The organism is Subtercola boreus (assembly GCF_006716115.1).
GTDB lineage: Bacteria > Actinomycetota > Actinomycetes > Actinomycetales > Microbacteriaceae > Subtercola > Subtercola boreus.
In genome coordinates this window covers 670,689-691,778 of sequence record NZ_VFOO01000001.1, presented here as the reverse complement: position 1 = coordinate 691,778, position 21,090 = coordinate 670,689, and the positions used below count along the sequence as shown (strand labels likewise).

The window sequence follows — 21,090 nt, the reverse complement described above, 5'->3', positions numbered from 1 at the left end:
GCCTCTCCTGCGCTCGCTTAGGCGTTCGCGTTCTGGCTCTTGACGCGCGAGGCGCTGCGCTGGCGCGCCTGCGCCGAGAGCTCCACCTTGCGGATGCGCACCCACTCGGGCGTCACCTCGACGCACTCGTCTTCGCGGGCGAACTCGAGCGACTCCTCGAGGGTCAGCTTGCGGGACGGCGTCATGCGCTCGAACGTGTCGGACGTCGACTGGCGCATGTTGGTGAGCTGCTTCTCCTTGGTGATGTTCACGTCCATGTCGTCGGCGCGCGAGTTCTCGCCGATGACCATGCCCTCGTACACCTCCTGCGTCGGCTCGACGAAGAACGACATGCGCTCCTGCAGGTTGACGATGGCGAACGGCGTGACGACGCCCGAACGGTCGGCCACGATGGAGCCGTTGTTGCGGGTGACGATGGGGCCGGCCCACGCGTCGTAGCCGTGCGCGATCGCGTTGGCGATACCGGTGCCGCGTGTGGTCGTGAGGAACTCCGTGCGGAACCCGATGAGCCCGCGCGACGGAACGATGAACTCCATGCGGACCCAGCCGGTGCCGTGGTTCTGCATGGTCGTCATCATGCCCTTGCGAGACGCGAGCAGCTGGGTGATCGCGCCGAGGAACTCCTCGGGCGCATCCACCGTCAGGTGCTCGAACGGCTCGTGCGTCTTGCCGTTGACCTGCTTGGTGACCACCTGGGGCTTGCCCACGGTGAGCTCGAATCCCTCGCGTCGCATCTGCTCGACGAGGATGGCGAGAGCCAGTTCTCCACGGCCCTGCACCTCCCACGCGTCGGGGCGGCCGATGTCGACGACCTTCAGTGAGACGTTACCGACGAGCTCACGGTCGAGGCGATCCTTCACCATGCGGGCGGTGACCTTCGAGCCCTTGGTGCGCCCGATCATCGGCGACGTGTTCGTGCCGATGGTCATCGAGATGGCGGGATCGTCGACCGTGATGATCGGCAGCGGCCGGACATCATCGGGGTCGCTGATCGTGTCACCGATGGTGATCTCTTCGATACCGGCGATGGCGACGATGTCGCCGGGGCCGGCCGTCTCGGTCGGGAAGCGGGTGAGCGCCTTCGTGATCAGCAGCTCGGTGAGCTTGACGTTCTGGACGGAACCGTCGTGGCGCACCCAGGCGACCTGCTGGCCCTTCTTGATGTGGCCGTTGAAGATACGGAGCAGGGCAAGACGGCCGAGGAACGGCGAAGCGTCGAGGTTCGTCACGTGCGCCTGCAGCGGGTGCTCGTCGTCGTAGACCGGAGCCGGAACGTGCTTCAGGATGGCCTCGAACAGCGGTTCGAGGTCGTCGTTGTCGGGCAGCGTGCCGTTCTCGGGCTTGTTGTTCGACGCAGCACCGTTGCGCCCGGAGGCGTAGACGATCGGGACGTCGAGCACAGCGTCGAGGTCGAGGTCGGGGTGGTCATCCGACATGTCGGAGGCGAGGCCGAGCAGAAGGTCCTGGCTCTCGGCGATGACCTCGTCGATGCGGGCGTCGGGGCGGTCGGTCTTGTTGACGAGCAGGATGACCGGGAGGTTGGCCTCGAGCGCCTTGCGGAGCACGAAGCGGGTCTGCGGCAGCGGACCCTCCGAGGCATCCACCAGCAGCACGACGCCGTCGACCATGGAGAGGCCGCGCTCGACCTCACCACCGAAGTCGGCGTGGCCCGGGGTGTCGATGACGTTGATGACAATGTTCTTGCCATTCGCGTGCTTGCCGCTGTAGAGCACCGAGGTGTTCTTGGCCAGGATGGTGATGCCCTTTTCGCGCTCGAGGTCATTCGAGTCCATCATGCGGTCTTCGCCCTCGAAGTGGGCGTCGAAGGAGTTGGTCTGCTTGAGCATCGCGTCGACGAGCGTGGTCTTGCCGTGGTCGACGTGGGCAACAATGGCTACGTTACGTAGGTCATCGCGGGTGGCTGACGCCATGGATGATCGTCCTCAATGTAATGCGGACTCAAACTGGTGGCGAGCCCGACGAATAAACGGGTTGGGGCAGCGACGCCCTCAGGAATGTGTTCTTCGCCGGGGCTCGCCCAGCAGGAGAATACACGCAGGTTGTGAACGCGGCGTTAAACTCCGAGGGCGATTCCGGCCCCGGGGATCGCGTTCAGCAACTCTTTAGTATATTCCATCTGCGGGTTGTCGAAGACCTCGTTCGTTGTGGCCTTCTCGACGATCTTTCCGCGCTGCATCACACACACGTTGTCGGCGATCACCCGCACCACCGCGAGGTCGTGTGTGATGAAGAGGTACGTGAGGCCCAGTTCGCCCTGCAGGTCGGTGAGCAACTGCAGGATCTGCGCCTGCACCAGCACGTCGAGCGCCGAGACGGCTTCGTCGAGGATGACGATGTCGGGCTTCAGCGCGAGCGCCCGCGCGATCGCCACACGCTGACGCTGGCCGCCCGAGAGCTCGTTCGGGTACCGCGTCGCGAGCGTCGCCGGCAGCGAGACCTGGTCGAGCAGCTCGAGCACCCGGGCCCGGCGGGACGCCTTGTCACCGATGTTGTGCGTGGCGAGCGGCTCCCCGATGGTGTTGCCGATGTTGCGGAGCGGGTCGAGCGAACCGTACGGGTCCTGGAAGACCGGCTGCATGCGGCGACGGAGGTCGAGCAGCGCCTTGCCCTTCAACGGTGCCGTGTCGGTGCCGTTGATCAGGATCTTGCCCTCTGTGGCGTCTTCGAGCCTCAGCAGCATCTTCGCGACGGTCGACTTGCCGGAGCCTGACTCCCCCACGAGTGCCGTGGTGGTGCCGCGCTCGATCTCGAACGAGACGTTGTCGACGGCTTTGAAGTCGTCTTTGCTGCCCCGGATCTTGTAGACCTTGGTGAGGTTCTGCAGCACAATCGACGCTTCGCGCTTCGGAGCGGCGGCCTGGAGTTCGGCGCGATCCTCTGCTGCCTTGATCAGGTCGAGGCCCTCGGCCGTCTTCGGGGCCGAGTAGTCGAGGTCGACGAGCGACTTCGAGCTCGACTGGATGCGGCGCGAAGCGAGGCTCGGCGCCGCGGCCACCAGCCGCTGCGTGTAGGGGTGCAGCGGGTTCTGGAGGATCTCCTTCGACGGCCCGGATTCGACGACCTGGCCCTTGTACATGACGACGAGGTTCTCCGCACGCTCGGCGGCGAGGCCGAGGTCGTGGGTGATGAACAGCAGGGCGGTGCCGATTTCGCGGGTGAGCTTCTCGAGGTTGTCGAGGATGGTGCGCTGCACGGTCACGTCGAGGGCCGAGGTCGGCTCGTCGGCGATGAGCAGCTTCGGCCGCGACGAGAGTCCCATGCCGATCAGCACACGCTGGCGCATTCCGCCGGAGAACTGGTGCGGGAACTGGCGGAGGCGCTTCTCAGCATCCCCGAGCCCTGCCTCCTTCAGCACGGCGATGGCGTGCCGCTTGATGTCCTTCCTGCCGGTGGCGATGCCGTTGGCCTTGATGGCCTCCTCGACCTGGAAGCCGATGCTCCACACCGGGTTGAGGTTCGACATCGGGTCTTGCGGCACGAAACCGATCAGCTTGCCGCGCACCTCCTCCATCTCCTTCTGGGAGAGCTTGGTGAGGTCGCGGCCCTCGAAGAGGATCTCGCCGCCGGTGACCTGGCCGGAGCCCGGGAGCAGGTTGATCACGGCGTGGGCGGTGGTCGATTTACCCGATCCGGATTCCCCGACGATCGCGAGGGTCTCGCCCGCGCGGAGGGTCAGTGAGGCACCGCGCACGGCCTGGACCATGCCGTTCTGGGTCTGGAAGCCGACCTGCAGGTTTTTGATCTCGAGCAGCGGCGCACCGGAGACGGTCTGCCTGGGGGTGGTGGAACTCAACGGAGTGCCCTCGCTTTCGGGTCGAGTGCTTCTCGAATGACTTCACCCATCAGGATGAAGGCGAACACGGTGATCGAGAGAGCGATCGACGGGTAGATCAGCGTCTGCGGGTGGGTGCGGATGTCGCGCTGGGCCTGGTTGATCTCGTTGCCCCACGACATGATGTCGCTGCCGAGGCCGACGCCGAGGAACGACAGGGTCGCCTCTGCGACGATCGCGGCGGCGAGCGAAATCGTCGTGATCGCGATGACCGGGGCGATCGAGTTCGGCAGAACGTGCCGGAACAGGATGCGGAGCTTCGAGACGCCGAGCGCCTCGGAGGCCATCACGTAGTCCGACTGCTTGACGCTCAGGATCTCCGCCCTCAGCACGCGGGCCGTCGAGGGCCACGCGAAGATGCCGATGGCGAGCGAGATCGTCCACACGCTCCGGTACTGCGACAGCACCGACATGATGACCACGGCGGCCAGGATGTAGGGGATCGAGAAGAAGATGTCGCCGATGCGGGAGAGGAACGAGTCGAGCCATCCGCCGTAGAAACCGGCGAAGGCACCGAAGACGACGCCCAGCACGGTGGTGAGCAGGATCACGATGATGCCGACCGTCAGCGACGTCGACGTGCCGTTGATGATGCGCGAGTATACGTCGCAGCCCTGCTTCGTGAAGCCGAGTGGATGCCCGTCCGTCGGTCCGCCGTTCGAGAGGGCGAGCTGGCAGTCGTTGTTCGGCGCCACGGAGGTGAAGAGACCGGGGAAGATCGCCACCACGAGGACAAGCAGGATGAGCACGCCCGAGATCCAGAAGATGGGGCGGCTGCGGGCGTCGCGCCAGGCGTCGATCCAGAGGTTCGAGGGCTTCTCGGCGACTTTCACGACGTCGATGGCGACAAGCGGGGTCTCTTCGAGCGGGGCGACGAAATGGTTGGCTGAGCGGGCCGGAATGCCGGTCACCGGCGACTCGTTGACGTCATTTGACATAGCGGATCCTTGGGTCGAGCAGGCCGTAGAGCAGGTCAACGGCGAGGTTCACGAGGAGATAGATCAGAACCATCACCGTGACGAAGGAGACGACCGTCGGCCCCTCACCCCGGATGATCGCCTGGTAGAGCGTGTTGCCGACACCGGGCACGTTGAAGATGCCCTCTGTGACCGTCGCTCCGACCAGCAGCACACCGAAGTCGGTCGCGAGGTAGGTGACAACGGGGATCAGCGAGTTGCGGAGGATGTGCACAGGGATGATGCGGCGGCGACCGAGGCCCTTGCTGTAGGCCGTGCGCACGAAGTCGAGGCTCGAGGTCTCGATCACCGATGACCGGGTGAGCCTGACGATCTGCGCGAAACTGATGCTCGCCAGCACGATCGCCGGCAGTATCAGGTCCTGGATGGGGGCTCCGTCACCGACGGTCGTGCGGGCCCAGCCCAGTTGCACACCGAAGACGAACTGCGCGACGAACGCGATCACGAACACGGGCAGCGAGATCAGGATGAGGCTGACGGCGAGCGTCGTGCCATCGAAGAGCTTGCCCTTCCGGAGGCCGGCGACCATGCCGACGAGGATGCCCGCGATGGTCTCGATGAGCAGGGCGATGATCGCCAGGCGGATCGTGACAGGGAACGTGCGCGCCAGGATCTCCGTGACCGGCTGGCCGGAGAACGAGATGCCGAAGTCGCCGCGGAAGATGCCGCCCATGTAGATCAGGTATTGGACGATGAACGGCTGGTCGAGGTGGTACTGCTCCCGGAGTTGCGCGACGACGGCCGGGTTCGGGGTCTTGTCACCGAACAGGGCGATGATCGGGTCTCCCGGGAGGGCGAAGACCATGAAGTAGATGAGGAACGTTGTTCCGATGAAGACAGGAATCGCCTGGAGCAGGCGCCTGAGGATGTATCCGGCCATAGAAGCTCAGCCTCGGTTTTCGGGTTGCGTGGTGCACATACGGGCGTTTCGACCTCACTGTGAAGCGTACGGGATCAAACTACAGGGGCGACAGCGTGGATGCTGTCGCCCCTGCAGAGGGTGGGGACTGGGGTCAGCCCTTGGTGATCTCGTAGTACAGCGGTACCGAGTTCCAGCCGAAGTGCACGTTGGAGACGGATGTTCCGTAGCCACCGGTCACGTTCGAGTACCAGAGCGGGATCGCGGGCAGGTCCTTGAACAGGATGGCCTGGGCGTCCTGGTAGTCCTTGTTCGCAGCCGCGCTGTCGGTCTCGCTCGAGCCCTTGCTGAGAAGAGCGTCGAAGTCGGGGTTCGAGTAGTCGCCGTCGTTCGATCCTGCGTTCGTCGCGTACAACGGGCCGAGGAAGTTGAACAGGCCCGGGTAGTCAGCCTGCCATCCGGTGCGGAAGGCGGTCTGGATCGTACGGTCGGTGATCGCGGTGCGCACCTGGGCGAACGTCGGTGACGGGGCGCCAGAAGCGTCGATACCGAGGTTGTTCTTCAGGTTGTTGGCCACAGCGTCGACCCAGCCCTGGTGGCCGCCGTCAGCGTTGTACGCGATCTGGAAGGTACCGCTCCACGGCGAGATGGCGTCGGCCTTGGCCCACAGTGCCTTCGCGTCGTCGGCGTTGTACTTCAGCACATCGGAACCATCGATGGAGTCGGACCAGCCGTCGATCACCGGGGAGGTGAAGTCGGCGGCGGGGGTGCGGGTTCCCTCGAAGATCACCTTGGTGATCGTGTCGCGGTCGATGGCCTCGGAGATCGCCTGGCGACGCAGCTGGCCCTCTTCGCCACTGAAGTGTGCGAGGCGCTCGGGGATGGTGAACGACTGGAAGATCGCGGCAGGCTGGTTGACCGCACGGTCACCGAGGTCGGTGGTGTAGGTCTGGTACGCGCTGTCGGGGATCTCGTCGATCACGTCGACGGCATTCGACTGCAGGTCGGCGTAGGCCGCATCGGCGCTGGCGTAGAACTTGATGGTCAGGCCACCGTTCTGCGCTTTGCGTCCGCCGGTGTAGTCGGGGTTCGCGACGAGGTCGATCTTGACGTTGTGCTGCCAGGCACCGGTCGCGGCCAGCTTGTACGGGCCGTTTCCGATCGGGTTCTCACCGAAGGCGGCGACGTCGGTCAGCGCGACCGAGGGCAGCGGCATGAAGGCCGTGTAGCCGAGGCGCAGCGGGAAGTCGGAGTGCGGGGCGGTCAGCGTGACGGTGAACGTCAGGTCGTCGACCTTCTTCAGCCCGGTGAGGGGTGAGTCGGCGTCGTAGCTGAAGCCTTCGATGTCCTCGAAGAAGTAGCTGTTCAGCTGGGCGTTGCTGAGCAGGGCACCGTACTGCCAGGCATTGATGAACGAGTCGGCGGTGACCGCTTCGCCGTTCGTGAACTTCTCGTCCGGCTTGATCTTGATCGTGAACGTGGTGGAGTCGGTCGTCTCGATCGACTCGGCCATGTCGTTCTGGGGAGCACCCTTCTCGTCGTAGTAGACGAGGCCGGCGAAGATGTTGTCCGTGATCTTTCCGCCACCGGTTTCGTTGGTGTTGGTCGGGATCAGCGGGTTCTGCGGCTCGGAGCCGTTGGTGCTGATGATCGCGGTCGTGTTCGCGCTCGTGGTCGGTGTGCTGGCACCGCCACCCGAGCAACCCGTGAGCACGAGCGCACTGGCGACAGCCAGAGCCGCGAAGCCCACTCCGTAACGTTTGATTCTCAATGTTCCTCCTGTGCAACTTGGGCAAGTCGAGGCCGCGCTCGAGCCGAAACTCGTGCGCGATGACTACCGAGTACCCTAAAAGGGGGCGCGCACATAACCAAATGCGTGTGAAAAAAGTTACATACTAGAAACTAAAATCACCGTTTTGTTGTGCTCTTTGCACATTCTTGGTGTATTCATACGCTTCAACGCAAGAAAGCCGCGGGATGACCTCTTCTCAGTTTGCCCCTCGCAGCCGCCGGATGCTCGGTCTCGAAGTGCTCGTCGTACTGGGTCTCTCGCTCGGCGCTTCGGCGGTGTATTCCGTCGTCAGGCTCGTCGCGAACCTGACGCTGACGACCCCCCTCGGGTCGCAGACGGCGACGATCAACGGCAGCCTCAGCGACCGCCCGACGTTCGACCTGATCTACCAGCTGCTCGCCATCTTCTTCGCCCTGCTGCCGGTCGTGCTCGCCTTCTACCTGCTTGCGCTCTCGGGCGTGGACCCGTTCCGGAGGCTCGGCTTCGATGCCCGCCGCCCGGTGTTCGACATGTCGCGCGGACTCTTCCTCGTGCTCGTCATCGGCGTGCCGGGCATCGCCCTCTACTTCGTCGGCCGGGCGCTCGGCATCACCGTGAACGTCGTGCCCGCCCCGCTCGACTCGTACTGGTGGACGGTGCCGGTGCTCATCCTCTCAGCGCTCCGCGCGGCGCTCACCGAGGAGCTGATCGTCGTGGGTTACCTCTACGAGCGACTGGCCCGGCTCGGCTGGGGCAGATGGACGATCATCCTGAGCACAGCGGTGCTGCGGGGCAGCTACCACCTGTACCAGGGCATCGGCCCGTTCATCGGCAACGTGGTGATGGGTGTGGTCTTCGGCTGGCTCTACCTCCGCTGGGGGCGCGTGGTGCCACTGGTCATCGCGCACTGGGTCATCGACATCGCGTCATTCGTCGGGTACGCGTGGGCGCTGGCGACGTTCCCGCAGTTCTTCTGAACAGCAGACTTCTAAGGCCGGCCGCGGCCTCGGGCGGAACCGCGAGCGCCACGCACCACCAGCGCGACGATGCCGAGCAGCAGCACCCCGCCGCCGCCGAACAGCAGGATGTTCATGGTGCCGGGCGGCAGGCCCTGCGAGGCTCCGCCTCCGGAGCCCTGGGCGGCGGGCGTCTCCGTGAACACCGGAACAGGCGGCGCCGTGGCCGTCGTCACCGGAGTCGTGACGCTGATCACCACGAGCGCGGTCGCCGTCTCGTTCGCGCGCGACGACGCGAACGAGCAGACGACTCCCGACTGGCCGAGCGGGAAGACCGCACCCGATTCGACGGGCTCACCGGCGATGGTGCAGCCCGTCATGGTCAACCCCGTCGGCAGGGTGGGCGTGAGGGTGACGGGCGCGCCGTCAGCCGAGTCTGCGGTCACGTCGAGGGTCGCCGGCAGGATGCCCGCCCCGGTGAAGTCCGCGCTCACGATGCGTGTGGCACTGAAGTCGGCGCCGGTGAGGTTCGCGCCCTGGAAGTTCGAGTCCTGCACGTCGGCCCGCGCGAGGCTGGCCCCCGACAGGTCGGCGCCCTGGAAGGCCGACTGGGCTAGCTTCGCGCCGCTGAGGTCTGCCCCCGCGCACTGGCTCCCGCCCGCCACCGGCCCGTCGACCGCGCGGTTGATGTCGCAGCCGTCGGACGAGTACGCCGGGGCGGCGAGAGCCACCGCCGCCCCAGCACCATCAGGGTTGGCACCGTCAGGGTTGGCGGAGGCGGGCGCGGCACCGGCGACAGCACCGGCCGCCAGCGCCCCCGCCAGTACGAGGGTGGCCATCATCCGTGGGAGCAAACGTTTCGAAAGCATCGTGACCATAGTACGGGCTGAGAAAGACTCAGCCCTACTCGAAAGCCTCCGGCGGGGGGCAGGCGCAGAACAGATTGCGGTCGCCGTAGGCCTGGTCGATGCGGCGAACCGGCGGCCAATACTTGTGCGAGATCAGCGACTGCACGGGGAACACGGCACGCTCCCTGTCGTACGGATGCTCCCACGAGCCCACAGCGATCGACTGGGCGGTGTGCGGGGCGTTCACCAGCGGGTTGTCGCCTGCGGGCCACTCCCCCGCCTGCACGGCGTCAGCTTCGGCCTTGATGGCGATCATCGCGTCGATGAACCGGTCGATCTCGGCCAGGTCCTCGCTCTCGGTCGGTTCGACCATGAGGGTGCCCGCGACCGGGAAGCTCATCGTCGGCGAGTGGAAGCCGTAGTCGACGAGCCGCTTGGCCACATCGTCGACCGTCACGCCCGTGGCATCCTTCAAGGGCCGGAGGTCGAGGATGCACTCGTGCGCCACGAGCCCGTTCTCGCCGGCGTAGAGCACCGGGTAGTGGTCGCGGAGGCGTACGGCGACGTAGTTGGCCGCCAGCACGGCCGCCCCGGTCGCCTGCTTGAGCCCCTCGGAGCCCATCATGCGCACGTACGCCCAGCTGATCGGCAGGATGCTCGAACTGCCGTAGGGCGCCCCCGAGACGGCTCCCCCGGCGTGGATGACCGAGCCGCCGACGCTGCCGCCCGCGCCGACGCCGGCCAGTGGATGCTCGGCCTTCTGCGCGAACGCATGACCGGGCAGGAACGGGGCCAAGTGCGCCCGCGCCGCCACAGGTCCCACGCCCGGCCCGCCACCGCCGTGCGGGATGCAGAAGGTCTTGTGCAGGTTGAGGTGCGACACGTCGCCCCCGAACTCGCCGAACCGGGCGAATCCGAGCACCGCGTTGAGGTTCGCACCGTCGACATAGACCTGTCCGCCGGCCTCGTGCACGAGGCGGCAGATGTCGACCACGTCGTGCTCGTACACGCCGTGCGTCGACGGATAGGTGATCATCAGGGCGGCCAGGGTGTCGGCGTGGCCTTCGATCTTGGCCCGCAGGTCATCCACGTCCACATTGCCGAGCTCGTCGCAGGCGACGACGACGACCTTCATGCCGGCGAGCACGGCGGAGGCCGCGTTGGTGCCGTGCGCGCTCGACGGGATGAGGCAGACGGTGCGGTCGAGGTCACCGCGGGAGCGGTGGTACCCGCGGATCGCGAGCAGCCCGGCGAGCTCGCCCTGGCTGCCGGCGTTCGGCTGCAGCGACACGGAGTCGTATCCGGTCACCTCGGCGAGCCACGTCTCGAGCTGGTCGATCAGCGACAGGTAGCCGGTGACGTCGTCACGCGGTGCGAAGGGGTGGAGCCCGGCGAACTCGGGCCAGCTCACCGCCTCCATCTCGGTGGCGGCGTTCAGCTTCATCGTGCAGGAGCCGAGCGGGATCATGCCGCGGTCGAGGGCGTAGTCGTAGTCGGCGAGGCGCTTCAGGTAACGCATCATGCTCGTCTCGGAGCGGTGCGTGTTGAAGACGGGATGCGTCAGGTAGTCGGTCGTGCGGATGAGGGCGTCGGGCAGGCTCGGCAGCACTTCGGAGAACGACGCCGTGCCCCGCGGCAGGGCGTCGAGGGCGTCGGTCACGGCGAGCAGGTCGGCCGGGGTCGTCGTCTCGTCGACCGAGATCGTGAGGGTGTCGTCGTCGACGACGTTCAGCAGGTACCCGCGAGCGTACGCAGCATCGGCGAGGGACCGTGCCCGGTCGGGGACGGCCAGAGTCAGGGTGTCGAAGAAGTGCTCGTGCACAACAGTGAACCCGCCGGCGCGGAGTGTCGTGGCGAGCTCCCGCGCCCGCTCGTTCACCTCGACGGCGATCGCCTTCAGCCCATCGGGCCCGTGGTAGACCGCGTACATTCCAGCCATGATCGCGAGCAGCACCTGCGCCGTGCAGATGTTCGAGGTGGCCTTCTCACGGCGGATGTGCTGTTCGCGGGCCTGCAGACTCAATCGGTAGGCGCGGTTGCCGGCAGCATCCACACTCACACCGACGAGGCGGCCCGGCAGCTGGCGTTCGAGACCCTTGCGCACAGCCATGTAGCCCGCGTGCGGGCCGCCGAAACCCATCGGCACGCCGAAGCGCTGGGTGGTGCCCACCGCGACATCCGCCCCCAGTGAGCCGGGCGACTCGAGCAGGGTCAGGGCGAGCAGGTCGGCGGCGACGACGGCGAGGGCGCCCCCGGAGTGCGCCTTCTCGATGAAGGCGCGGGGGTCGAGGATGCGCCCGGACGCCCCGGGGTACTGGATGAACACGCCGAAACTCTCGGGAAGATCATCCGGAGCCGTCGTGGACAGGTCGAGCTCGACGAGGTCGATCCCCACGGCCTCTGCGCGGGACGCCAGCAGCGCCCTGGTCTGCGGAAGCGCATCGGCGTCGACCACGAACGTGTGCGAGGCCTGCTTGCTCGCGCGACGGGCGAGCAGCATCCCCTCGACCACAGCGGTCGACTCGTCGAGCATCGACGCGTTCGAGGTGGTGAGCCCGGTGAGCTCTGCGACCATCGTCTGGAAGTTGATGAGGGCCTCGAGGCGACCCTGCGAGATCTCCGGCTGGTAGGGCGTGTAGGCCGTGTACCAGCTCGGGTTCTCGAAGACGTTCCGCTTGATGACGGCCGGAGTGATGGTGTCGTAGTAGCCGAGGCCGATCATCGACCTCTTCACGCTGTTCTGCGACGCCAGCGCACGGAGCTCGGCGGACACCTCGCGCTCGGTGGCCGGCGCGGGGATGACGGATGCCGCACCGACCCCTGCCGCACCGATTTCGGTGGCGTGGATCGACTCGGGCACGGCGGCCTCGACCAGCGCGTTCACCGAGTCGTAGCCGAGAGCGTCGAGCATGACGGCCTGGGCCGCCTGGTCGGTGCCGATGTGACGATCGACGAAGGGGACTGCCATCAGTGAGAGGCCTCCTCGTCGCCGAGCAGCGCCTGGTACTCGGTGTAGCTGAGCAGCTCGGGCAGGTCGGTGAACGCGACCCGGATGAGCCAGCCCTCGCCATAGGGGTCACTGTTCACGAGCTCGGGCGAATCCTCCACAGCGGAGTTCTTCGCGAGCACGGTTCCGTTCACCGGGGCGAAGAGCTCGCCGACCGACTTGGTCGACTCGATCTCGCCGACCACAGAACCGTCGGCGATCTCGACGCCCTCGTCGGGCAGGTCGACGTAGACCACGTCGCCGAGCTTGTCGGCCGCATAGGCCGTGATGCCGATCGTGGCGCTCGGGGCGGCCCCGTCGGCGGCGGGCTCGAGGCGAACCCATTCGTGCTCTGCGGTGAAGTGCAGCTGGTCGAAGTCAGTCACGTCTCTAGTCTCTCTTTCGGCGGTAGAACGGCAGGGTGGTGACGCGGAAGGCAAGACGCTTGCCGCGGATGTCGATGGTGAGCTCGGTACCGGGCTCGGCCAGCGCCGGCTCGACGTACGCCATGGCGACGGGGAAGCCGAGGGTGGGCGAGAGCACGCCGCTGGTGACGGTGCCGACGGGGGCGCCGTTGGCGCCGGCTCCGTCATAGCCGGCGTCCGCAGTGCCGGTTCCGGATGGTGCGGGGGCGAAGATCTCGTACTCCGCCCGTGCGGCGCGCTTGCCCTCCCCGACGAGACCGACCAGAACGCGGGCCGTGTCGGCACCCGATCCCGGGCGGGCGTCGGCCTCGAGCGCCGCACGGCCGACGAAGTCGCCCTTGGACAGGTTCGGCACCCGGCCGAGCCCCGCCTGGGCCGGCTTCGTGTCGAGACCCAGTTCGTGGCCGTAGAGCGGCATGCCCGCTTCCAGACGCAGGGTGTCGCGCGAGGCGAGCCCGGCCGGCACGAGACCGAACGATTCGCCGGCCGCGACCAGGTCGTTCCAGAGCGACACCGCGAGGGCGACCGGAACGTAGAGCTCGAAGCCGTCCTCCCCTGTGTAACCGGTGCGGGCGACGAAGAGGCCCTGCCCGTCGTACTCTGCGTCGACCGACCAGTAGTACTTCAGGGTGTCGAGGGGGTGGGAGACGTCATCCGGAGCGGTCTCGGCGTTGGCACCCGGCACTGCGTCGGTCGCGGCATCCTGTGTCGCAGTCGCAGTCGCAGGCGTGCCCGCAGCCGCAGCCGCAGTCGCAGGCTCACCGAAGCGGATGCCCGTGACGGCCTTCACGATCGCGCGGGCGTTGGGGCCCTGCACCGCGACCAGTGCCGTGTCGTCGCTCTCGTCGCTGACCGCGACCGCGAAACCGCCCGTGCGTGCCCGGAGGGCGTCGAGCGCCGCGGCGTGGTTGCCTGCGTTCGCGACCACGAGGAAGTCGTTCTCGCCGCGGCGGTACACGACCAGGTCGTCGACGATGCCAGCATCCGGCGTCAGCAGCAGGCTGTACTTCGCCTGGCCGATCGCGATCGCCGACAGCCTGCCCGCGAGGGCGAAGTCGAGGAAGGCTGCAGCCTCGGGGCCCTCGACCCGCAACTCGGCCATGTGGGAGAGGTCGAAGATGCCGGCGGAGGTGCGCACGGCGTGATGTTCGGCGAGATCGCTGGAGTACCGCACCGGCATCTGCCAGCCGGCGAAGTCGGTGAACCCGGCGCCGGCCGCGACATGAACCTCGTGGAGCGGCGAGAACACCAGTCCGTCGGGCATCGCAGTCGCGTCGAGCAGCGTCGCGTCGGGCGAGGAGAGGGTGGGAGGGAGATCGCCGTGCGAGCCCGGGCCGTTCGGATCAGAACTGTCGGTCATGAGTTCTCTCTGGTCAGGCGGGCCTCGGCGGGTTCGCAGATGCGAGACGGCCGAGGCGGGCTGATGTCGACGGGGAACCGGTCGGCCCCCCGAGAACTCTCCCTCTGTCATCGTGCCTGAGAGTTTCACCGCCACGCCGGAGCGAGGGCGGCTTTCACCGTGGGCGAGCCCCTCGGAGATCCGGGGACTGCTTTTCAGAGTGGCCAGTTCGACGCGGTACACGTACCTGAGAGATTGGTGGAGAGAATTGCTCCTTCGGTGCCCCGGCGTTCCTGGGGCTCTCCCGCATCGACCTGTCGGCCGGCAGTGTTCAGTTGGGGGGTCGTGCGTGCAGCAGCTCCAGCTTAGTGGCCCCCGTGTTGCGGGCGGGTTACGGCCGGCGCAGTCCTGCGGCGGCGCAGCTCTCCAGCCCGCAACGCTGCAGCGGCAGAGCGCTACGGTCGGCGCAACCGTCGCATGACCACCACGATGACAGCTCCGAGGGCTGCCACAATCGCGATCATCGCCGCGATGAGCAGCGGAACCGAGAGCGCGGGCTGGTCGGTCTGACCGACCGGCGCGGAATTCAGAATCGTCATCGTCGGTTCGGGCAGCGCGTTCGCCGGCAGCGTGCCGGGCTCCACGGCGTCCGCGGAGGGCGTCGGCGTCTCGGTGGCTGTCGCAGACTGCGGCGAACCCGCCCAGGTGTCGCCGCAGGCGGGGGCGGACATCAGCGCCGTACTGGTGGCGGTCGGCATCGGGGGCTGCCAGTCGAAGATGTAGGTTCCGTCGGTCTGATGACCGTCCGAGGAGACGATCTGATAGGTGACCGTGTACTGGCCGGCCTCGCCGAGGGAGACGTCAGTCGTCAGGGTGTCGCCGTCGACGGTCGTGCAGCCCGATTCGTGATGGCCGTCATCGGCATCGGTGACAGTCATGAGCGCCACGGCACCGACCGCGGTCAGCAGGTCATCGCTGAACGTGATCGAAACCGTCTTGATCGGCTCGGTCACCGTCTCCCCGGACTCGGGGCTCGACGAGACGACCTGGTCGTGAGCCATCGCGGGAGCGGCGGTTCCGACACCGACTCCGGCACCCACGCTGACCCCGGCGAGCACAAGACCCACGACGAGCGAGAGGGCTGCCCGGCGACGCGATTCGGGGGTGAAGGTTGGCACTCGACAACGATAACCGTCCGCACCTTGGAGCTTCCTGCCGTCGGGGCGGATGCTCAGCCGACACTCGGGCTAGAGCCCGTCGTCCGCCGCCGGCCCCGCCGCGCCATCCGGTTCGCCGTCACCCGGCCAGAGCGTGCGGTACGTCTCCTCCACATCCCGGGTCATCGAGATCACCGAGGTAAGAAGGTTCTTCAGGCTGTTCGATCGCAGCAGTGCGATCTGGTCGAGCGGCCCCACGGGGGCGATGCCGGCGAGCTGCCAGGATGCCGCACTCGGGTCCTCCGAGAGCTGGAGGTCGGCGGGCCACTCCTCCTCACCGAGGGAGGCGGCGAGCGTCAGCACCCGGCGCACCACGACCTCCGCCTCCTCCCGGAGCGGCGCCAGCGACTCGTCCCACTCGAGGGGTGGGAGGAGGGAGGCCCGGGCCTCCGGATAGGGATTGTCGGGCATCCATTCGTCGATGACGAACCGCCGGGTGCCGACCGCGACCAGCACGACGTAGCCCTCCGGCGCTTCGAGCTGGGCGATCTGCGCGAGGGTTCCCACGGTGAAGCGCTGTTCGCCGCCGCCGACCTCCTGGCCGCGTTCGATGAGCACCACGCCGAACTCCGACGGCTCGGATTCGAGCACTTTCGAGAGCATCACGAGGTACCGCTCCTCGAACAGCCGCAGTTGCAGCGGCATGAAGGGGAACAGTACGGAGCCGAGCGGAAAGACCGGCAGGGTGTCGTCCATGCGCTCAGGCAACCACACCGCGCCCGCTATGCCAAGGGGTAGCGGTGGAACACGCCGGTGGGGTCGAACTGCTCGGTCAGTCTCTGGATGCGCGCCCAGTCCCCGGCCCGGAACGAACCCGCCACGCGACCGGGGTTGTGCCGCAGGTCGGCCTCACTCAGGAAGTGGCCGGAGCTCAGCGGCTCGAGCAGAGCCGCGACCCGGTTCAGCCACTCCCTGTTCAGCTCATCCGCTGCCGGGTCGTCCCAGATCACATACGGAACGACCAGGCTCGTGTCGTGCATCCCGTACGCCGCCTCGCCCTCGGGAAGCAGAGTGCGACCCGCGCCGTGGCCGGGCATCGCCGACAGGATGTACGACTTCCCCGACGGCGCAGCCCGCAGTGTCTCGGCGAGGCGCGGGAGCAGGTCGGCGAGGTCCCGCGGGCTCCAGAACGTGTCGGCGAGGTACCGGTGCCCTTCGGGGTAGGTCGCGTCGACACCCACGTGCAACTCGTCGAAGGCCACGCTGAGACGGTCGAGGTGCTCGACCGGGTGGATGCCCGGGGGGACGGTTCGGCGCCCGGACTCGTCTGGCGCTGCGGGCACGGCTGCGGGCGGGGCTCCGGCTTCGTCTGGTGCTGTGGACACGGCCACGGGCGGGACTCCGGCTTCCTCGAACGCGGCGAACGCGCGCCCGGCCTCGGCCTCGGTGTCGGTGTAGCTGATCGCGACGATACCCACGACGTGGGTGGGAGCATCCGGATCGCCGCCCACTGTTGCGGGGCCGCCCGGCCGTTCGGGCCCCTGCAGCACCAGCGAGACCTCGACGCTCGCCGGCAGCTGGCGGATGGCGCGGCACGCCCACTCGGTGACGGCGTCGACGTGGGCGAGGTCGAACGTCCATGAGGAGAGTCGGATGTCGCGGGGCAGCGGTCGCAACTGCAGCTCGAACTCGGTCACGATGCCCGGGAAGCCGGGGCCGGAGCCGCGCGCCAGCCAGAACAGGTCGGCGTTCTCGGTCGCTGACGCTCTGACGATCTCGCCGGAGGCCAGCACGACCCTCATACTGCGGATCGAGAAGCACGACGGCAGCCACTCCCCCCAGTTGAGGCCGAGGCCGCCCCCGAGCAGGAATCCGCCCACCCCCGGCGTGCCGCAGTGCCCGACCGGGAACGCGAGGCCCTCGGCGACCAGCGCGGATCCCAGGTGGCCGCCCCGTACCGCCGGCCCCACCGTGGCCGTGCGTGCCGCGGTGTTGATGCTGACGCTGTCGAAGGCGCCGAGGTCGACGAGCAGCCCTCCATCGCGCACCGACGCTGCGACCCAGCTGTGCCCGCCCGACCGCAGCGCGAGCTTCTCGCCGGTAGCGCGGGCACCGTTGACGATCGCCACGAGGTCGGTCTCGTTCTGCGGGTGGAACACAGCCTCGGGCCGGCCGTCCGGCACCAGCCGGTTGAACAGCGGATCGCGCACCGCCGCCTCGTACCCGTCGTCGCCGCGCGCCACCCGCCCGGGGATCCCGGCGGCGTCGGGGGCAGAGGTTCCGGGGAGTTCTGGCACGGTCGCAGCGTATTGCCCGCCCGTCGCCCCGCACCCCTGTCCACCCCGCGCGTCGAATCTCACGAGGTGCCGCCCGCGGGCGAGTAGACAAGGGGAGCGCGGGCCCCGCGCGCAGCCGCCCGGTACGCGAGCAGCAGGTCGTGCGCGGGCGGCTTCGGCGGTGCGCCACCGGGCCGCTCGTGCATCCGTGTCGCCGCCTGCGCGTGCTGCCACGACGACATCGCGCGAAAATAGTCCCACGCCGCCTCGCACGCCGCCTCGAGGCTGAGGCACCAGCCGACCAGCTCGCGGTCCGACGACCCTGCCGACCAGGTCACCACCCGATACCAGGCATCGACCGTGCCCTTCTGCGCCGGAAACCGGATCAACCGGATGACCGCGAACGGTCTCGGCGACACCGGATGCTGCAACATCCATTCGACGGGCTGCGCGAGGCGCGCGGGATGCCAGTCGACCACACGCGCTCCCCCCCGATGAGCACCCCTGGCCGGCGCAGGACCCACGCTAGCGTCGGCCTCCGACACGCTCTGGACAGACCGGCGGCACGGGAGCACTATCGAGCATGCGCACCGACGACCTCGCCCGACACCTCCTGGATCGCGCGGCCTCAGACGAGCAGGTCGCTCACCGGATCCGGGCGGGGGACGACGTCCCGCGACTGCGCGCGGAGATCCGCCGGCTGGCCCGCGAGCGCGGGATCCGCATCCGCACCTCGATACTCGGCGACGTGCTCGGCGACGTGCTCGTCGTCGTGCGGGCAGACGCCGCAATCTGGAACGACGACATCCCGACGATGAGAGTGAAACTGTTGCCCGTCGACGAGACCGGCGGACTCACTCGGCGGGAGTGATCTCCACCGGCGTGCTCTTCGACACCTGGATCTGCTTCGGCGACTCGGCCTCGTAGTCCTCCGTGGTCGAGATCGTCACCAGCCCGCAGGCCTCCGGATGCCCGGCTTGCCCCGATCGCCCGCCGGGTTGAGCATCTACCCACCGGCCCTCCACGGCCATCGCGGGACAGCGCGGAAGGGCCGTCAGGCGGCGCTGACCGCCAGCTCGGCGACGCCGGAGCCGGCTGCACCGAACTCGACGTAGCGTGTCGCGATCTTCTCGGTGAAGAACCGGTCGTGGCTGACCACGACGACCGCGCCGGGGAAGTGCAGCAGCGCGCGCTCCATCACCTGCGTGCTCGAGAGGTCGAGGTGGTTCGTCGGCTCGTCGAGCAGCAGAACGGATGCGCCCGACAGCAGGCACTGGGCCATCGCAACGCGGGCCCGCTGTCCACCGGAGAGGGTTCCGATGCGCTGCTTCAGCTCAGCCTCCGAGAACTGGAACATCGCGAGGAACCGCCCCACCGACTTGCGCGTGGCCGTCAGGGCGAGGCTGTCGGGCAGGGCGTTCACCGCGTGCGTGATGGTGTCATCGTCGTCGAGCTCTGCGAGCATCCGGTTGTACGAGACGACGCCCACGCCTTTCGGCCAGTCGACGCTGCCCTCGTCGGGGCGCTCCTCCCCCATCAGCACGCGGAGGAGCGTGCTCTTGCCGCTGCCGTTCGCGCCGAGAACCGCGATCCGGTTGCCACGCCTGATCTCGAGGGTCAGCCCCTCGAACAGGCGCTTGTCGCCGTAGCTCTTGCCGAGCTGGTCGACGCGGCAGAGCACGTCCTTGATGTGCAGCCCGCTGTAGATCTCGGTGATGATCTGGTCGACCGGGCGCGGGGCGCGCTGCTTCTTGATGCCCGCGAGCTGCTTGCCGAGGTTCTTGCCGGTCGTACTGTTCGACGCCTTGGACGCCTTCAGCGCCTCGCGCCGGTCGGAGATGCCCTCGGCCTCGAACGCGAGCAACTCGGACTCGTGCACGAACTGCTGCTCGAGCGTCTTCAACCGGAACTGCTTCTGCACCACGTACTCGTCGAAATTGCCGGGGTACTCGTGCAGGTGGAAGTTCTCGACCTCCACGATCCTCGTCACAACCGCATCGAGGAAGGTCCGGTCGTGCGACACGATGATCGCCGCACCGCGGAACTCGCGGAACCAGGCCTCCAGCCACTCGACGCCCGCCACATCGAGGAAGTTGGTGGGCTCATCCAGCAGCAGCACATCGGGCGACTCAAGCACGATCTTCGCGAGCGCGGCCCGGTTCCGCCACCCGCCCGAGAGATCGTCGATCGGGCTCGTGCGGTGGGCCTCGTCGAAGCCGAGCGTCGTGAGGGCGCGGTCGATGCTGCGCTGGTAGTCCCAGCCGCCCTTGTGCTCCATCAGCTCGAACAGCTCCGCCTGGCGGGTGATGAGGCGGTCGAGCTCCTTCGCGTCGTCATCGCTCGTGCCCACTGCGGCGATCGCGACGGCCGCATCGATGCTCGCCAGTTCGTCTTCGATCTCATGGATGTCGCCGAAGAGGCCCTCGAGCGTCTCGGTGATGGTGGCGGTGCCATCCAGCTCGGAGAACTGCGAGAAGTACCCGAGCTTCAGCCCGTCGTCGAGGGTGACGGTGCCGCCATCCGGAGCCACCTGCTCGAGAGCGAGCTTCAGCATCGTGGACTTGCCCGAACCGTTCCGCCCGATGAGCCCGACCCGGTCGCGGGCCTCGAGGCGGAAGAACACCTCCCGCAGCACCTGCCGCCCGTCGAAGCTCACGGTGACGTCGTTCATGCGGATGAGGCTCAATCGGGGCCGTTTCTGTGTGATTGCGGGGGGCGAGAGGCCAGATCGGGCGCCTGGCGGCCTGTGCAAACTATCACGGGGCTCAGCCTGTACAGACGCTGACCCGGGTTTGTCGCCTTGCCTTGCGGATCGTCTGCTACCGTACAATAATCGCAAGGTAGCAAACAATTTAGAACATTCATTGAGGAGACCACTCATGTCCACAGAACGCATCGCACTCATCACCGGCGCCAACCAGGGCGTCGGCAAGCAGGTCGCCAGAGAGCTCGTCGCCAACGGCGCGACCGTGCTGGTCGGATCCCGCGACCTCGCCCGCGGCGAGGCGGCCGCCGCCGAGATCGGCGAGGGCGCCACCGCCATCCAGCTCGACGTCAGCGACGCGACATCCATCGCCGCAGCCGCCGCCAGCATCGGTGAGCGGTTCGGCCGCCTCGACCTTCTCGTCAACAACGCCGGCATCTCGAACACCGGCGGCGCCGGCCTCACCCCGGAACAGAACGCGGCGCGGTCGAAGGCCAGCACGGCATCCCTCGACGAGATCCGCGCCGTCTGGGACGTGAACGTGTTCGGCGTGCTCGCCGTCTACCAGGCGATGCTCCCCCTGCTCCGCCAGTCGTCGGATGCACGGATCGTCAACGTCTCGAGCGGCGTCGGCTCCCTCAGCTCCAACGCCGACCCGAGCTTCCCCTACCGCGCGATCTACGGGCCGGTGTATCCCGCGTCCAAGGCGGCCGAGAACGCGATGACCCTGGCCATGATGATCGAACTCGAAGACACCGGCATCAAGATCAACCTGGTCTCCCCCGGCTTCACGAGCACGGCGCTCAACAACTTCGCCGGCACGGAATCGGTCGAAGACGGATCCCGCGAGGTGGTGCGCGTGGCACTCCTCGGCCCCGACGGACCCACGAACACCTTCACCCGCTGGGAGAACGAGACGATTCCGTGGTAATCATGTCA

The 21,090-nt window shown here is 67.6% G+C and carries 17 protein-coding genes and 2 riboswitches; of the genes, 3 read left to right on the top strand and 14 right to left on the bottom strand.

Annotated elements, in window-relative coordinates; genetic code table 11:
• Nucleotides 1-17 precede the first annotated feature (17 nt).
• From typA to FB464_RS03285, 5 genes are all read right to left on the bottom strand, one after another.
• Nucleotides 18-1,931, bottom strand: a complete 1,914-nt coding sequence (gene typA / locus FB464_RS03305; RefSeq protein WP_116415127.1) for a translational GTPase TypA — start codon at nucleotides 1,929-1,931, stop codon at nucleotides 18-20.
• 143 nt (nucleotides 1,932-2,074) lie between these two features.
• The gene (locus FB464_RS03300) at nucleotides 2,075-3,814 is read right to left on the bottom strand and encodes a dipeptide ABC transporter ATP-binding protein (protein ID WP_116415128.1); all 1,740 of its coding nucleotides are present in this window, start codon (nucleotides 3,812-3,814) and stop codon (nucleotides 2,075-2,077) included.
• Nucleotides 3,811-4,791, bottom strand: a complete 981-nt coding sequence (locus tag FB464_RS03295; protein ID WP_116415129.1) for an ABC transporter permease — start codon at nucleotides 4,789-4,791, stop codon at nucleotides 3,811-3,813. The genes FB464_RS03300 and FB464_RS03295 overlap by 4 nt, the downstream gene beginning before the upstream one ends.
• Nucleotides 4,781-5,710: an ABC transporter permease gene (locus tag FB464_RS03290; RefSeq protein WP_116415130.1), complete on the bottom strand. Its 930-nt coding sequence runs from the start codon at nucleotides 5,708-5,710 to the stop codon at nucleotides 4,781-4,783. Before FB464_RS03290 ends, FB464_RS03295 begins: the two co-directional genes overlap by 11 nt.
• A gap of 133 nt (nucleotides 5,711-5,843) precedes the next feature.
• Nucleotides 5,844-7,454 (bottom strand): peptide ABC transporter substrate-binding protein, encoded by a 1,611-nt coding sequence (locus FB464_RS03285; RefSeq protein WP_116416625.1) that lies wholly within the window; start codon nucleotides 7,452-7,454, stop codon nucleotides 5,844-5,846.
• A 212-nt stretch (nucleotides 7,455-7,666) separates the two neighbouring features.
• Here FB464_RS03285 and FB464_RS03280 point away from each other — a divergent pair, with 212 nt between their 5' ends.
• On the top strand, nucleotides 7,667-8,437 hold the full coding sequence (locus FB464_RS03280; RefSeq protein WP_116415131.1) for a CPBP family intramembrane glutamic endopeptidase: 771 nt from the start codon (nucleotides 7,667-7,669) through the stop codon (nucleotides 8,435-8,437).
• 11 nt (nucleotides 8,438-8,448) lie between these two features.
• On the opposite strand, the gene FB464_RS03275 is transcribed toward FB464_RS03280, so the two are convergent.
• The 8 genes from FB464_RS03275 to FB464_RS19685 form a co-directional block, all read right to left on the bottom strand.
• Nucleotides 8,449-9,285: a pentapeptide repeat-containing protein gene (locus FB464_RS03275; RefSeq protein ID WP_170151925.1), complete on the bottom strand. Its 837-nt coding sequence runs from the start codon at nucleotides 9,283-9,285 to the stop codon at nucleotides 8,449-8,451.
• Nucleotides 9,286-9,319: 34 nt separating this feature from the next.
• Nucleotides 9,320-12,232 (bottom strand): aminomethyl-transferring glycine dehydrogenase, encoded by a 2,913-nt coding sequence (gene gcvP / locus FB464_RS03270; RefSeq protein WP_116415133.1) that lies wholly within the window; start codon nucleotides 12,230-12,232, stop codon nucleotides 9,320-9,322.
• On the bottom strand, nucleotides 12,232-12,636 hold the full coding sequence (gene gcvH, locus FB464_RS03265) for a glycine cleavage system protein GcvH (protein WP_116415134.1): 405 nt from the start codon (nucleotides 12,634-12,636) through the stop codon (nucleotides 12,232-12,234). The genes gcvP and gcvH overlap by 1 nt, the downstream gene beginning before the upstream one ends.
• 4 nt (nucleotides 12,637-12,640) lie before the next feature.
• Nucleotides 12,641-14,035, bottom strand: coding sequence for a glycine cleavage system aminomethyltransferase GcvT (locus tag FB464_RS03260; protein ID WP_425472393.1), 1,395 nt, complete (start codon nucleotides 14,033-14,035; stop codon nucleotides 12,641-12,643).
• Nucleotides 14,036-14,135: 100 nt separating this feature from the next.
• Nucleotides 14,136-14,237: riboswitch (glycine riboswitch) on the bottom strand.
• A gap of 2 nt (nucleotides 14,238-14,239) precedes the next feature.
• Nucleotides 14,240-14,331: riboswitch (glycine riboswitch) on the bottom strand.
• 138 nt (nucleotides 14,332-14,469) lie between these two features.
• Nucleotides 14,470-15,192 carry a copper resistance CopC family protein gene (locus tag FB464_RS03255; RefSeq protein ID WP_116415135.1) on the bottom strand — a complete coding sequence of 241 codons (723 nt, stop codon included), beginning with the start codon at nucleotides 15,190-15,192 and terminating at the stop codon, nucleotides 14,470-14,472.
• Nucleotides 15,193-15,261: 69 nt separating this feature from the next.
• Nucleotides 15,262-15,927: an LON peptidase substrate-binding domain-containing protein gene (locus FB464_RS03250; RefSeq protein WP_116415136.1), complete on the bottom strand. Its 666-nt coding sequence runs from the start codon at nucleotides 15,925-15,927 to the stop codon at nucleotides 15,262-15,264.
• A 26-nt stretch (nucleotides 15,928-15,953) separates the two neighbouring features.
• Nucleotides 15,954-17,468 carry an FAD-binding oxidoreductase gene (locus tag FB464_RS03245; protein WP_170151926.1) on the bottom strand — a complete coding sequence of 505 codons (1,515 nt, stop codon included), beginning with the start codon at nucleotides 17,466-17,468 and terminating at the stop codon, nucleotides 15,954-15,956.
• Between the two features lie 59 nt (nucleotides 17,469-17,527).
• Nucleotides 17,528-17,926 (bottom strand): hypothetical protein, encoded by a 399-nt coding sequence (locus FB464_RS19685; protein ID WP_170151927.1) that lies wholly within the window; start codon nucleotides 17,924-17,926, stop codon nucleotides 17,528-17,530.
• 104 nt (nucleotides 17,927-18,030) lie between these two features.
• Here FB464_RS19685 and FB464_RS03240 point away from each other — a divergent pair, with 104 nt between their 5' ends.
• The gene (locus FB464_RS03240) at nucleotides 18,031-18,318 is read left to right on the top strand and encodes a hypothetical protein (RefSeq protein WP_116415138.1); all 288 of its coding nucleotides are present in this window, start codon (nucleotides 18,031-18,033) and stop codon (nucleotides 18,316-18,318) included.
• Between the two features lie 183 nt (nucleotides 18,319-18,501).
• On the opposite strand, the gene FB464_RS03235 is transcribed toward FB464_RS03240, so the two are convergent.
• Nucleotides 18,502-20,118 carry an ABC-F family ATP-binding cassette domain-containing protein gene (locus tag FB464_RS03235; RefSeq protein WP_246092901.1) on the bottom strand — a complete coding sequence of 539 codons (1,617 nt, stop codon included), beginning with the start codon at nucleotides 20,116-20,118 and terminating at the stop codon, nucleotides 18,502-18,504.
• Between the two features lie 208 nt (nucleotides 20,119-20,326).
• Between FB464_RS03235 and FB464_RS03230 the strand changes: the two genes are divergently transcribed.
• Nucleotides 20,327-21,082 carry an SDR family NAD(P)-dependent oxidoreductase gene (locus FB464_RS03230; protein WP_116415140.1) on the top strand — a complete coding sequence of 252 codons (756 nt, stop codon included), beginning with the start codon at nucleotides 20,327-20,329 and terminating at the stop codon, nucleotides 21,080-21,082.
• Nucleotides 21,083-21,090: the final 8 nt, after the last annotated feature.